The sequence below is a fragment of the Bacillus ectoiniformans genome (genome assembly GCF_016908875.1).
GTDB classification, from domain to species: Bacteria; Bacillota; Bacilli; order Bacillales; family Domibacillaceae; genus Bacillus_BX; species Bacillus_BX ectoiniformans.
In genome coordinates this window covers 32,534-46,705 of sequence record NZ_JAFBES010000011.1, presented here as the reverse complement: position 1 = coordinate 46,705, position 14,172 = coordinate 32,534, and the positions used below count along the sequence as shown (strand labels likewise).

The following is a 14,172-nucleotide window of genomic DNA, read 5'->3' as shown; positions in this document are numbered from 1 at the left end:
CTCCTTTATTTTTTCATTAATCTTTGAATAGTTACAAGCAATTCATCCACTACTTCAAGCTCACCATCTTTAATTCGTTCTGTCACGCAGCTTTTTAAATGGGCTTCTAAAAGAACCTTTGAGAAACTGTTTAAGGCTGATTGTACAGCTGCTATTTGTGTGATGACATCATCACAGTACGTATCCTTTTCAATCAAGCCTTTAATTCCTCTAATCTGACCTTCCACTCGACTTAATCGATTGATCAGACTCTTTTTGGTTTTTTCGGAGTGATGACTAGTTCGATCTGAGTGACTTGCACAGCAGGGTTCAATTAATAACACGTCATCATGATTTTCAACTTCCACAATTGCCCACCTCCTTGTAATTAATCTGCCATACCCCCCTATAGTATGTAAAGTGATATGATTAAATATTCTCACTTACTATATTCATCTCTATTCACTATGTGATTGATTTTAATAAAAAATTTAATAAAACGTTTCATATAGATGTTCAATTTCACCTTTGCTTTCCGGTTTTTTTGAAGTGAAAAGAAGCCATACAGATCTTCTATTAAAACACGGCCAAAGCCGTGCTTTAATATAGATGCCCTTCTCTATTATCGGGAATATGCCGGTTTCAATCCCTCCAAATTCCGCATCATTGATCCCATACCACACATTTGCTCTTACAATTATACTACCTTGGTGACAGAACAATAAACATTTTAACCCAATGTTCATGTCCCCATGCAGCCTTAATAGGTTAGAGGGGTATTTCTTTTATTATCATACCCTAATCGTTGAAGTTCTCCATCTAAAAAGGCGAGTTCCTGTTCCATATCTTTATCAAATATCTCCAGCATAAATTCCTGCTGAATATGATTGATAAATGATAAATGATTGATCATTCGTTTAATCGTTACTAGCATCCCGCCTACATCCAGTTTCTTTACATCTCTTGAGAGCGCAACATAAATCACATTGCTGGATGTGGCAATCGAATTGGCAATAAGTAAAATCTTACGGGTTCTTACCTCATATAGCTCTTTACTTCCATGTTTCTCCTCATTATAAAATAAGCGATGAATAAGTCCAATAATGGTGTTAATAAACATTGATATGGTGGCGCCGCGAGTTACACTGTATGTATCTATGCTATATTGATGTATCAATTTTTGGGCAAGATCATTATTGAGAGAACCGATTAACGGCAGCGGTAAGCCTTGTTTGGTAAAATAATCTGAGCCGAAATGAATCGCTTGTTTTACGACTGCCGCTGGCAAATTATGTTTCCCTTCGCTAGCTTTTCTTATAGCAGACTGCATGGCTCCTAGTGTCAATCCGTTATAGAGCGGCCCAATCTTTCCCCCTGTCACTTCATACGTTGTCACCATATCCGTTTTCGTTAATGAGTAAGACAATATATTTACTGGCCCAAATATCCATCCTAGTACAGGATCATGTCCTAGTGTGCGATAACGGTGTGTATTTGCGCTTAAGCCTGTATTCTCAGATTGCGGATCAAGCCGTGCTACGGCATCATATGGCACAGGCCCGAATAAAAAATCTTTCCATTCATCGGGAGCCATTTTTTTCAGAGGAGCTTTAATAGTATCATCCGCATCCTTAGCTGTTTGAAAACGAAATTGATCATTAGCGAAGATATATTGTCTTGCGCATTGCAGAGCAATTGTTAACAGTAAAAGCGCTATGTCTGATTTGTTTAAACTCGTTTTTTTACTAAATGCTTTTTTCACTCGGATGTACTCTGAGTCCGCCTCTGCAATTTCTTGTGGGGTTAGCAAGTCGTCGATGTTTGTATTTATGAAGCCTTCCTTCCCCGCTTCTTTTACTAGATCATTCCATTCACGTCCTTCGTTTGAATGGCGAGCTGGTTTTGGAATTTTTGCTTTTTTCTGGTTTTTTGGTAAATCTATTGATACACCACGACTTGACAACAGCTGCAAAGATCGCTGAATGACTTCATCGGCAGAATCTATGGATCGCTCAGACGCTGCCATGCTTTCTGTTGCACTGTTTGAATGTGTCTCCGCTTTCGATTTCGCTTCAACTAGCAGCTGCTCAGACTCGCTACGATTATAATTTAAAACATCGATAATTTCTTGTTGATCCTTTGACATTGTATCCCGCCTCACGCTGCTGATAAATCACTCATCATTTTATTGATTTCGTTTGTTAGAGCTTCATTTACAGCGGTTAATTCATCAATTTTTTGCCGAAGCTTCATGTTTTCTTCTAAGAGGTCCTTCGCTGATTTTTCAAGCTGCTGAATATATAGCTTTAGTTTGCGAATAACCTCATTTTGTAACGCGACGGCCTTTTTTAATCGATATTCCATTTTTTCTCGAAGTTCTCTATTTTTTTTATTTCTAAAGATTAAATAGGTTATCCCGCCTAAAATAGCTGCTGGTATAGCCACTGGAGCTAGCAAGGCACCCGCACCCATTGTTCCGGCTGCACCGAGTCCTCCTGCCGCTAAACCTGCACCTGTAAAGCTTGCAACTCCTGCACCGGCTGCTCCTAATGTACCTGCGCTTGCAGCTGCAACAGCTCCCGTACCTGCAACTGCGAGCAATGATTTTTTTAATGAAGATGGGATGTTTGAAGAAGTGGTAAATACAATTTTCGAAGTACTTAACGAACGCTCTGCCGCAGACATGATGGCATCTACAGACTGCAACGCTGCTACATCCTTATAATATTTCTTAGCCATTTTCAGGTCCTTCTTCCTGTTTATAGAATAATATAAATATATTCTACCATGAAACAACTAAAATACTTTTAAAAAGAACAGGAGAAAATAATGAAATAATTTTTCTCCTGCCAAACAAAAAGACACCCACACGGATGCCTCTCTTACACGCTATTCATTTCTAACAGCTTTACTTCTACCTCATTGGCAGGTAATGGTTTACTCAAATGATACCCTTGCATCATTTCTATACCAAGCGAACGAACAATATAAAATTGCTGATCTTTTTCCACGCCTTCTGCCACTACTTTTAAACCGATACTTTGCGCGATATTACTAATCGATTTAACAATTTCTTTTTTCATTCTGTTGTTAATATCTGCAATGAAAGATTTATCAATTTTAACGGAAGTGATAGGAAGAGTGCTTAAATAACTTAATGAAGAATAGCCTGTACCGAAATCGTCGAGCGCAATATTTACGCCGAAGTCTCTTAGCTGCTTTAGTTTATTCATTGTATCTGACAAATTGGTGATGGCCATACTTTCGGTTATTTCCAACGTTAAACAGGCAGGCTCCAGTTCGGTTTGCAGCAGTGTATTCTTAACGGTCTGAACTATGTTTTCATCCATCAGCTGGCGATTGGATAAATTAACGGAGATGGAAAGCTCCAGTCCTTCATCCCGCCACTTTTTTGTTTGTTTGCACGCTTCAAATAGAACCCATTCACCGATTGGCCCAATTAACCCGGTTTCCTCAGCAAGAGGGATAAATTCCGCTGGAGAAATACTTCCCTTCTTAGGATGGTACCAGCGCAGCAATGCTTCCGTTGAGACGATTCGATTGGTTTTTACATCGAGCAGCGGCTGATAATAGACTTTTAGCTGATCTTCTTCAAGTGCTCGTCTTAATTCATTCTCCAGTTTCAATTTTGATGAAATTTCCTCATTCATTTCTTGAGTGAAAAACTGATAATTATTTCGGCCTTTTTCCTTTGCTTTATACATCGCAAGGTCTGCATATTTAATCAAAGTTTCGGCATCTAATCCGTCTGCCGGAAAGAAGCTAACACCTATACTTGGTGTACAGTGCACTCTATTACCATCCAGCATAAAAGAAGGAGACATGGATTGAATGATATTCCTCATCAATACTTTTGTATCATCGTACGTAATCTCAGGAAGAAGAAGGATAAATTCATCCCCGCCTTGCCTCGAAACAATATCTTGCTCCCGGACATTTTCGACTAACCGGTTAGACACTTGTTTTAACAGAAGGTCACCCACGCCATGACCATACGTATCATTGATGATTTTAATCCGGTCAAGGTCAATAAATACGACTGCTAGCGAAGACTGATTTTCCTTTGCTTTTGCAAGGTGCTGTTCGATCATTAGATTAAAGTAGTTTCTGTTCACTAAGCCTGTCAGTGTATCATGATGCGCTAAATGGAGAATTTCTTTATTTGCTTTCTCTAATTCACTAGGACTTGGGATCAGTAATAGATTAGGGATGATCTTCCATAGCAATACGGCTGTAATGACCGAAATCGCTGCGGTTAATACTTTAAATATATCTTCAAGAATGAATACCGGTTTTATAGGGTAAAAGTATGTTAGGATATGCATCAAATGTGTAATGCCACAAAGCGTAATAAACAAGATAAAACAGATAAACATCCATCTAAACTCAAAACTTTTTCTTTTCTTAACGAATACGAACATCGTAATCGGAATAGAAAAATAAGCGATGCTTGTTAAAAAGTCAGAAATCGTGTGAACGGTAAAGATCACTGCAAAAGGCAGGGCAAAAATAGAACTCGTGGAACATATTTGAATCATGGATTAAGTTTCTCCTCTAAGCTGGTTAACAATCTATGTTTATCCTCATTTCATGAATATATAGTTTTATTTTTTTCAGTCTTTTTATAAAAAAGACAATTTGCGACAAGAATATATCAAAATCCTTCTGCCAATATTAATTATAAAAGTTTATATCATGATGTAAAGGAATAGTTTTACATACAACGAAAAATAGCCGTACTAACTTCATATCGTTAGAACGGCTATTTTTCATTGTCACTTATTCTTTCTTTCCACCTTCTCCATTTTGAGAAGTTGCTGGTGCAGTCTTTTTCGCTGTTGTTTCATATGCTGCATCATCTGGGGCATCCCCATTTGGCCAATCCTTTTCTTTTCCTTTAAAATCTGGACGTTCATGAGATAGGATATATGCGGCTAAATCTGCCGCTTGCTGGTCAGTCAGCTCTCCCTCATTAATTCCGCCCATTGCTCCTTTCGGCATGTTTCTTTGAATATATCCAGCTGCCGTTTTCATACGAGCCATACCGGCACCGATATTAAATGAGTTTTCTCCCCAAAGCGCCGGTCCAGTTGTAGCACCAGTGCCTTCACCATTTTGACCGTGACATTGAATACACGATTGCTGATATAGCTTTTCACCATTGCTGGCGTTTGGCTCAGGTAATTTTTCCATTTTGTTTTTCTCGATCCAAGGGCGTTCAGCAGCTAATGTCGGCACATCCTTAGAAATATAAGTTAAATAAGATACCATCGCCGTTAATTCTTCACTTCCACTCTCAAGCGGCTTGCCATTCATACTTCTAACAAAACAGCCATTAATGCGGTCCTCAATGGTTAACACTTTGCCGGCACGAGGATTATACTCAGGAAATACGGCAGTTACCCCTACTAAACTGCCGGAATCATCAAGTCCTCCAGTAGCATGACAGCTTGCACAAGACAGCTTATTGCCGACGTTCTCAGGCAGCATTCCATCTGTGCTTTGGAATAATTCATGGCCTTTTTTCACTGATTGGCTAAAAGGATCGTCTTTACCTTCTAAATCCTCTAAATTCGGAGGCTCGAAAGCAATGTCTTTTTGTTCGCTTGTTTCATTAGTGTTTGATGTCTCTTCTGAGTCTTTTTTAGACTCCTCGTTACTGCACGCCGCCATCAATAAAAGAAAAGCAGCAAGAAAAAATAGCAAATACACATGTTTCTTCAAAATCATTTCTCTCCTTTCTATTACTATCATTAAATGGAAAAAAGTGCTTACTTAATAGACTGTATCCTTTCTTTTATATCCATAAACTATCATTATGCAAAAAAATCATTTTTTCACTAAATATGTAAGTTATTGTCGGTTTTTTAAAGTTATTGCAGGCGTGCGTTTTCATCAAAAAACACACCCTAAAAGGATGTGTCTAAAATCATTGCTCTTTATGATGAAATGGGCACTTGCCCTTAATCGGCTCAATATCATCTCCGATAAAGAATTGTTTCCATTCGTTATGAGTGGGATCGCCATAATGGCTGATGTCAGGATGTTTCGGCAGCTGATCCCAGGCTTCAACCCGCTCCCGAACTTTTTCCCGAGACATAATTCCGCCCTTTTCCGTTCCTTTCAGCCCTTCAAAAATCTTTCGAGGCTGAAAACCTAACACCATCGAATTTCCTAAATGACGCGTTTTTCGTTGTTTATAGGCCGGTGCGTTGCCAAAAACAAAAATAGGTTCGCCGCCAAAGTGGAAATCCCATAAAAAATGGTCTGGATCCTTCGGGGCTTCTTCTGGCCATTCTACTTGATCCTGTTTGTGCAGATATTGAAGGATGGACCAAAACTGATCCCTATATTGTTCAAGTGAACCCTCCTCTTCAAACGGTTCAACAAATACAAACAAACCGTGTCTGACGAATGGCGGCTCTCTAAACAGTTCTAAAAATAAAGAAACTGCCTGAGGAAGATTACTCCAATCCTCTTGTGTGATATAAGCATAACGCAGTTCGCCTTTCCTTTCCCCATTCATTCCAAAGTAGCAAGGGAAAGTAGGATCTGTCACGGTGTTATGAAAGGTCGCGTATTCTTTTTTTAGCCATTCAGGTAAATCTTCACGTGTTTCCATGTCTTCCTTCGTTAATAAAGCAGATCGTGTTTTCAGCAAAATGTAAATCCTCCCGTTCTTGAGCATACTCTTACATTTTACGTACCCTTTTAAGAAGGTTCTTCAAACCTTAAAACAGAAACATTTTGTTAGTTCACACAACACTCTAGCAAACAGCTATTGAAAAAATTAAATTAAATCTAACCAAGTGGATGATTGGTGCTATAATTCATCATATTATGTGCCATTTATCTCTAGAATAAGCAGGTGTAAATAAATGAAAGAACAGCATTATGATGATCTGCTCCATATTAAAACGAGAGCCGATCAAAAAACACTAAATCATTCCTTGCATTACCACCCATATGAACCGACGCCGTATCATGCGTTAGAGGAATTATTTAATCAATACGAGCTAAAAAGTACAGATCAATTTGTTGACTATGGATGCGGAAAAGGCCGATTAAACTTTTTTGTGCATCATTTATTCCATTGCCGTGTCACTGGAATCGAAATGAATGACACGTTTTACCGCGAGGCGATAGCTAATCAAAAGAGTTATTCAGCTAAATCTTCACCCCGTCATAGTGAAATTCAGTTTTATCACTGTTTAGCTGAAGATTACCCCATTAATCCGATAGACAATCGATTTTATTTTTTCAATCCGTTTACCATCCAGATTTTCATGAAAATCATTTATAGTATTTTGCATTCTGCGGAAACCTATCCTCGTGACATTGAATTGATTATTTATTATGGATCGGATGATTATATATATTTTATGAATAACCACACTTCATTTGAATTAGAGAAGGAAATTGAGGTGCCTGGCTGGCATGAAAAAAATTCATATGAGCGGTTTTTAATTTATCGATTAACATAAAAAAGCAGGAGCTGTCGCATTGACAACTCCTTTTCCGTTTTTGCTTAACAAGCTATTCAAAGTTGAAATCTATTTTCGACCTAATTAAAGGTCTTGTCTAATTTTTAATTTCTTGATTAAAAAAGTCAGTGCAACTAAAACGATAGGAAAGTGAATAAAAAATGTCATGGCTAAGAAAGCGCCAAAAGCCATAAACGGGTTGTTAAACTCATCTCCATCTCCGCTAAAAAGCAAAATGATTGAAAAAGTCACCGTATATAAAATGACTGTAACTATTAGAGATAATAGTATGTTTGGGGTGTTTCTAATAAGTTTATTCATCTTTTTTCTCCTCATCTGCTTCACATAAAAGCAAGGACAGATCAATAAATACTTTAGTCGGCGGTTATTCAGGAGTTCCCTGATCATTTATTGTTCTTTTCTCTAAACTGTCACGCCATTCGTCAGCAAGTTCTTTCACATTCAATATTTTTCGGATGGCTTCTTTATCTGTTTTTTGATGGTACTTCACTTCATTGGTGAACTGGATCGACACTTTCATAGGATGCCGCTCTATTAATTCAATTGAAGAATCTTTTCGCACCACTCCTTCTTCAAGCACTCTGCATAAATACCCGGTAAATCCGGTATCAACGAGCCTTTTTAAAAGTTCAGGAATAGGAATCCTTTTCGTGATGGTGCTGCATGGTACGCGCCCCTGTGTCACTTGAATTACAGCATCCCCAAGACGATAAATATCACCAATGCAGACATCCTGCTCGAGCATACCAGCTACTGTAAGATTTTCACCAAAAGCAGCAGGCGGCAGCACCGTATGAAACTCCTTTTCCCATAACTGATAATGCTCATAAGGATACACACATACAGCACGATCCGGTCCGCCGTGGTGTTTTTTATCGGCTACATCATCGCCTCTAAATCCATCCTTTGTCAAAAAAGCTTCCTCAATGATATCTTTGCATATGGCCGTATGTACTTGCTTCTCCCCATAAGTCATTGTTTTTGGTTTTCCCACTGCAAAATAAACGATTTCCACCCTGACACACTCTCCCCTTAGCTGCAAAGAATTCTTATTTATTATATAGTTCCTTATAGGCAATTACTTTTAAAGCAGCAATTTCTTCTTCTGTTAAATCTTTTTGCATCATCTGCAATACTTCATCCTTTGTGATTGAACCCTCTTGGACTTTTGACTGAATATTCTTAAGTTCAGATACGCCCACTTTTTTAACGAGTACGCGAGTGGCTTCTTCCTTCGTAGTAAAAGGCAGCTTACTTTCATCCGCCGTTTCAGCTTCTTCTACAAACTTTTTCAGCTCTGGATCATTCTCAATGTAAGCTTTCACTTCTTCTTTCTGTCCGCTGTTCTCTAATTCAGTGGTCACCGCGTCCATTACCTTTTCAGAAGCAAGATTCGTGCCGAAATAAAAGGCTGCAAAACCTAAGCCAGCTAAAAGAATAACTGTAAATAAAATAAATTTTAAAAATTTCTTCATTGTTTTCCCCCTTCACTCTGCCAATATTATACTATTCTTTCTCTCTTTCCGTCATTGTCTATTATAATTATTTAGCGAAATTTTTTATCGTATATAAAGCAGGCTTACAGCAATTCATTTATTAACAAATCCTTTGAACTAAATTTGGCGAGTTGTTTTTCGGTGAATTGACCTCTGATGATACTTCAAATGCTTCCATTAACTCATCATTAAATGGTGTCAATAACCGCTGTAAATAATCCGTGTCATTGATCGATGGATCTAGCCAATCTTTTTCATCTTCCGGCTTAAGAATGACCGGCATCCGATCGTGGATAGAAGACATGAATGCATTCGGTGTGGTCGTGATGACAGAGCAAGAATAAATAATTTTTCCTTCTGGCGATTTCCAGCCGGACCACAAACCTGCCATCGCAAAAGGTTCATCTGACTTTAATTTAATCCTCATGGGAATCTTTCCTTCATCCGTTTTTTTCCATTCGTAAAATGAATCGGCCGCGATCAAACATCTTTTCTTTTTAAAAGAATCCCGAAAGCTTGGTTTGTCAGCTAATGTTTCCGCTCTTGCATTAATCATTTTATAACCGATCTTCTGATCTTTCGCCCACGGCGGGATCAATCCCCAGCGCAAATAGCCTAATCGGTTTTTCGATCCATCATTGATGACAGCCGCCACTGATTGAGAAGGAGCGATATTATAACTTAACTGATACTCCGCTTCCGAAAACGCGGCCTCAATATCAAACCGGTCGATTAACTGCTGATAATTTGAAAATAACGTGAACCTTCCGCACATGATTACCACCTCTTTTTCTCTTTATTATTCCCCATTTTTATTCCTTCTTATGGTTGCACTGTAACGAATTTTACCCCTGCCTCATGATAAGGCGGGGGCTTTTCAAGAAATATGAAAGAAAACTTAGGGTACAACTCCATATATATGCTCAATACGTTTTCAGGTTATAAATGCAAACAGGCTTTTATTTTACGAGTAAATTCATAAATATCAAAAGGTTTATCAATCAGCATCACACGAGAGCAGCTGATGGATTCCTTTATGCCGCTCCCTGCTTCATAAGTCAAACCAATGATTTTTTGGCTGTTATCTTCTTTTTTAATCTTCTTTACAAGCTGAGTTTCATATGCTTCTAAATCAATGATCACTAAGTCAGGTCTATGTACTTTATATTGCTCTAGCGGTTCTGTCTCTTCTGTGGCTAATAATACATCTATATGAAAATTTCTCCCAATAATTACTTTCATTAAATTAGCTAAAGAATGATACGTGCTAAAAATTAAAATTTTTTTCATCTGTCTCCCCCTTTTTCTTAGCTGCATATAAAACAGTCCCTTGATTCTACTGTTCATACGATGAAAACTAATATTTTCTTAATCGTAAAACAACTGGTTAAATATGTCTAATTGACTTTCCTTCATTTAATCCAATGAGCGGACTATTCGGAAGGAGCATCAGGCATTTAAGGCTTAATTTCGAACATTTCGCATAAATAGTCAAGAGAATAGGAATATTCCGGAATTTTTATGAAATATCTTTATTTTCACTATATTAATGGTAAAATCTAATTGATAAATAAAATATACTTCTATATACGAGGAGAAAATATGTTTGGAGATAAATCTTATAATATTTTTATAGGTCTAGATCATTGCCTTCGCATTAAATATATAAATAAGCTGGGCACTGATATTTTTAGTAAAACAAACCAGCCGCTAATTGGACTGCCAATTACAAGCCTTCTTTCCCACTCACAAGATTTTTTTGAAGAACCTATAGAAAAAACATCTATTTTCACAGTAACCATACATAATAAAGAAAGAAAAATGGTTGCGGCTCTTTTTCCTTATGAAAGCGATTTCATCTTACTTATGAAGGATATAACCTCCCAATACACAATCGATAAAATGATGAATGAAAACCAGGACTTCCAAGGAATTATTAATGAAATAACGAAAGATTTGATATTTAGCAAAGAACCGAAAGAACTATTAGATAATTTATTCGGAAAATTAGCTAGTTTGCTTGATATTGATACATATTTTAACTATTTAATTAATCCGGAAAATCTGGAATTAAATTTAATCAATTATAAAGGGATCAGCAAAGAGACAGCATCCCGTATTCAAACCCTTCAATATGGCGAGTCGGTTTGCGGCTACGTGGCTCTTACCGCTCAAAGGCTGGTAGTCAATCATTTAGCACGCTCGGAAGATTCTCGTGAGACTTATATTAAAAACCTCGGTATTACTGCCTATGTTTGTCATCCCTTATTTGTCGGGGAGAAAATTCTTGGCACACTGTCATTCGGATCAAAAACGAAATCATCCTTTTCTTCGGATGAATTGGAATTAATCCAGCAGGTTTGCAAGCAAGTTAGCCGAGTCCTTGTAAAAATGCTGATGATTGAAGACCTGAAATATAAGAATCATTCCCTAGAGAACACAGTCAAAGAAAAGGAAGAACTAGAAGCGCTCTCCGTTTCTTATAATAACCAGTTTCATGAAGTGTTTCATGCCTCTAAAGATGCCATGTTTATCACAAGCTTGGATAACGGGCAGACACCTTACTTCTTTAAAGTCAATCAAGCAGCCATTAAAATGCTTGGATATTCAGAAGAAGAATTTAAAACCTTAAGCCCGATTGATTTAGTTGACCCTGATTTTGGGAAGATCCATGACAATGTATGTGAAGAAATTACGGAGGGAAACAAATTAACGATTGAATTTGGATGGATCAAAAAAAATAAAGAAAAGCTCCCTGTCGAACTCAGTATTTCACACTATATTTTTCAAGGAAAGACCTATTATTTAACGATCGCACGGGATCTAAGTGAACGAAAAGCTTTTGAAAAATCTCTTATTGATGCAAAAAATGCAGCAGAGCGCGCCAACTTTGCTAAGTCTAAATTTCTGTCTATGATGAGTCATGAAATGCGCACTCCCCTAAATTCAATATTGGGCTACTCGCAAATTTTAGAATTAAAAGCAGAAGGCTTGCCGTTAAAACATATCGAAAAAATTAAAAACGCCAGCATCCATTTAACGATGCTGATTAACGATATTTTAGATTATGTAGGAATAGAAGAAGGAACAACTACCATTCTACAGGAACCCGTTAATCTTTTAACCTCGGTTCAAGACAGCATGAACATGATTTCTGCTGCGGCTGAGATGAAGAACATTATTGTCACTTCAAACATACACACTGCCCGTCCTGTTTATATATATGGCGATGCCCTCAGGCTGAAACAAATTATCTTAAATTTATTGTCCAATGCGGTAAAATACAGCAATCCGTCTGAAGTTGTAACAATCGTATACAAAGAACTCGATAATAAAGTGCGAGTAGAAATTCGTGATCAAGGAATGGGCATTCACAAAAAAGACTTAAAAAAGATTTTTCAGCCATTTTTCCGCAGTGACCGGGTGCTTAATTTAACAGAGGGCCGCGGTTTAGGTTTATCACTAGTCAAAGAGTTTACTATGCAAATGAATGGTACTTGTGGAGTTGATAGTGAAGTCGACAATGGAAGCTTATTTTGGGTGGAGTTTCCTAAAATAGCGAATGACATTAACAGCCCATTGAAGCTGCCCTGCCATTCAGAACAGAACAACACACAAGTGAGCGTGCTTTATATTGAAGATCATGCAGATAACCGCCAGCTGATGAAGGATCAATTCCAGCTGTTTAAGGAGATTGAATTACATACTGCCCCAGATGGACCAGCAGGCTTAGAGCTTCTAAACAATCATTCATTTGACCTCATCTTGCTCGACATTAATCTGCCTGTTATGAATGGATTGAAGGTATGTCATTTGATCAGAGCGTTACCGGGGTATGAATCAACTCCTATTATTGCCGTGAGTGCCAATGCACTAAAAGAAGACATCGAAGCAACGCTTCAAATGGGTTTTGACGATTATATGGTGAAGCCAATCGATGTTCATCAGCTGAAAGCAAAGATGAACATCGCCTTAAATAAAAATAAAATTAACATGTATGAGTAACTGAATATAATCGGCACTGAAACAATCCAAAGAGTCTGGATTGTTTTGGCGTTGAGCTAGCCTATCGGTTTGGTTTATAAGATCTCGCGGAAGGATTTAGCTTGCACGCTTAGGTGAGCAGAGTCCTTGCTCATGCCTTTAAACTCTTCTACCACCTGTTGAATAAGAATTTCGCTTTGCTTTATATCTGTATGTGAATGTTTGATCTTACTCACTTCTGCCGTCATTTTTTCAACATTCTGATTTATATCTTTAATCGCTGTTTGCACCCGATTGGCAAGCTTCCTCACTTCTTCTGCTACTACACTGAATCCTCTTCCATGCTCGCCTGCACGCGCTGACTCAATGGCTGCGTTTAGTGCTAAAATGTTGGTTTGAGCGGCTACATCTAAAATCGTTTTTACTGTCTGCCGAATCGATTCGTTTTGTTCATTAAATGTTTCGACGGATTGAAGGTTCTTCGCCAGCTGCTCTGTATTAGAAACCACATTTTGAATACTTTCCATTCCATTTTCCGCTCGGTTTTTTAATTTCTCGGACATGTCAAGGAGTTCAGTAGCCACCTCATTAACATTTTTCTCTCGTTCGGTAATATCCGTTGCTATTTTCACTACCGCTTCTACTTGCCGTCGGTGGTTGAAAACCGGAGTATACGTCGCTTCAAGCCAAAGTAAGCTTCCGTCCTTTTTGACACGCTGAATCTTGGATTGAAAACTTTTTCCTCTTGCCAGATTGGCCCACAATTCCTTATATTCAGGGCTGTTCGAAAAGTGAGAAGGGCAAAATTGCCGGTGCATCATACTCTTGATTTCATCAACTGAGTAACCTAACGCTTCTGCAAAGTTCTGATTGGCCCATAATACCTTGCCTTCTAGATTAAATTCGATCATCGCTAATGACCCTTCAATCGCTCCTAATACCGCATCTTGATCGAGTACTTGTGTACTTAACCGATTGCCCGCTATTTGTTTCATAGCCATATCCCCCCTCTTCATTCTTCGCCCTATCATTTGTTCTCTGTTTTCACATTGTACTATAGAAAGTTCAAAATCATTAATTTAAATAGGCTGGACATCCTTCGCATCCGTAATCTGGCTGGATCATTGGCAAACTGACAGACTTTTTTCACACGGACTTCTTACTTTCTTCACATTTCTTTTATATAA

General features: G+C 38.0%; 14 protein-coding genes and 1 pseudogene. 2 read left to right on the top strand and 13 right to left on the bottom strand.

Going from position 1 to position 14,172, the window contains the following annotated elements:
• Positions 1–5: 5 nt before the first annotated feature.
• The 6 genes from JOC78_RS13530 to JOC78_RS13505 form a co-directional block, all read right to left on the bottom strand.
• Entirely contained in the window at positions 6–347 is a 342-nt protein-coding gene (locus JOC78_RS13530) for a metal-sensing transcriptional repressor (protein ID WP_204556771.1), read from the bottom strand.
• A 392-nt stretch (positions 348–739) separates the two neighbouring features.
• Entirely contained in the window at positions 740–2,125 is a 1,386-nt protein-coding gene (locus tag JOC78_RS13525) for a hypothetical protein (protein ID WP_204556768.1), read from the bottom strand.
• Between the two features lie 11 nt (positions 2,126–2,136).
• Positions 2,137–2,718, bottom strand: coding sequence for a hypothetical protein (locus JOC78_RS13520; protein ID WP_204556761.1), 582 nt, complete (start codon positions 2,716–2,718; stop codon positions 2,137–2,139).
• A gap of 143 nt (positions 2,719–2,861) precedes the next feature.
• On the bottom strand, positions 2,862–4,538 hold the full coding sequence (locus JOC78_RS13515; RefSeq protein ID WP_204556759.1) for a putative bifunctional diguanylate cyclase/phosphodiesterase: 1,677 nt from the start codon (positions 4,536–4,538) through the stop codon (positions 2,862–2,864).
• Between the two features lie 241 nt (positions 4,539–4,779).
• Complete coding sequence (locus JOC78_RS13510; protein WP_420829940.1) at positions 4,780–5,730, bottom strand: c-type cytochrome; 951 nt, start codon at positions 5,728–5,730, stop codon at positions 4,780–4,782.
• A 199-nt stretch (positions 5,731–5,929) separates the two neighbouring features.
• Complete coding sequence (locus tag JOC78_RS13505) at positions 5,930–6,622, bottom strand: YqcI/YcgG family protein (RefSeq protein WP_420829942.1); 693 nt, start codon at positions 6,620–6,622, stop codon at positions 5,930–5,932.
• A 256-nt stretch (positions 6,623–6,878) separates the two neighbouring features.
• Here JOC78_RS13505 and JOC78_RS13500 point away from each other — a divergent pair, with 256 nt between their 5' ends.
• Positions 6,879–7,484 carry a class I SAM-dependent methyltransferase gene (locus JOC78_RS13500; protein WP_204556753.1) on the top strand — a complete coding sequence of 202 codons (606 nt, stop codon included), beginning with the start codon at positions 6,879–6,881 and terminating at the stop codon, positions 7,482–7,484.
• An 84-nt stretch (positions 7,485–7,568) separates the two neighbouring features.
• On the opposite strand, the gene JOC78_RS13495 is transcribed toward JOC78_RS13500, so the two are convergent.
• The 5 genes from JOC78_RS13495 to JOC78_RS13475 form a co-directional block, all read right to left on the bottom strand.
• Positions 7,569–7,805 (bottom strand): hypothetical protein, encoded by a 237-nt coding sequence (locus tag JOC78_RS13495; RefSeq protein ID WP_204556751.1) that lies wholly within the window; start codon positions 7,803–7,805, stop codon positions 7,569–7,571.
• A 64-nt stretch (positions 7,806–7,869) separates the two neighbouring features.
• Positions 7,870–8,481 carry an MOSC domain-containing protein gene (locus tag JOC78_RS13490; protein ID WP_204556869.1) on the bottom strand — a complete coding sequence of 204 codons (612 nt, stop codon included), beginning with the start codon at positions 8,479–8,481 and terminating at the stop codon, positions 7,870–7,872.
• Positions 8,482–8,554: 73 nt separating this feature from the next.
• Entirely contained in the window at positions 8,555–8,980 is a 426-nt protein-coding gene (locus tag JOC78_RS13485) for a hypothetical protein (protein ID WP_204556749.1), read from the bottom strand.
• Positions 8,981–9,101: 121 nt separating this feature from the next.
• On the bottom strand, positions 9,102–9,776 hold the full coding sequence (locus JOC78_RS13480; RefSeq protein ID WP_204556748.1) for an SOS response-associated peptidase: 675 nt from the start codon (positions 9,774–9,776) through the stop codon (positions 9,102–9,104).
• 164 nt (positions 9,777–9,940) lie between these two features.
• Positions 9,941–10,291, bottom strand: a complete 351-nt coding sequence (locus JOC78_RS13475; RefSeq protein WP_204556747.1) for a response regulator — start codon at positions 10,289–10,291, stop codon at positions 9,941–9,943.
• Positions 10,292–10,603: 312 nt separating this feature from the next.
• Between JOC78_RS13475 and JOC78_RS13470 the strand changes: the two genes are divergently transcribed.
• Positions 10,604–13,006 (top strand): ATP-binding protein, encoded by a 2,403-nt coding sequence (locus JOC78_RS13470; RefSeq protein WP_204556746.1) that lies wholly within the window; start codon positions 10,604–10,606, stop codon positions 13,004–13,006.
• A gap of 74 nt (positions 13,007–13,080) precedes the next feature.
• On the opposite strand, the gene JOC78_RS17890 is transcribed toward JOC78_RS13470, so the two are convergent.
• On the bottom strand, positions 13,081–13,512 hold the full coding sequence (locus JOC78_RS17890) for a methyl-accepting chemotaxis protein (RefSeq protein ID WP_420829941.1): 432 nt from the start codon (positions 13,510–13,512) through the stop codon (positions 13,081–13,083).
• 75 nt (positions 13,513–13,587) lie between these two features.
• Positions 13,588–13,980 (bottom strand): annotated as a pseudogene (locus JOC78_RS17885) (PAS domain-containing protein); the annotation flags it as partial.
• Positions 13,981–14,172 lie beyond the last annotated feature (192 nt).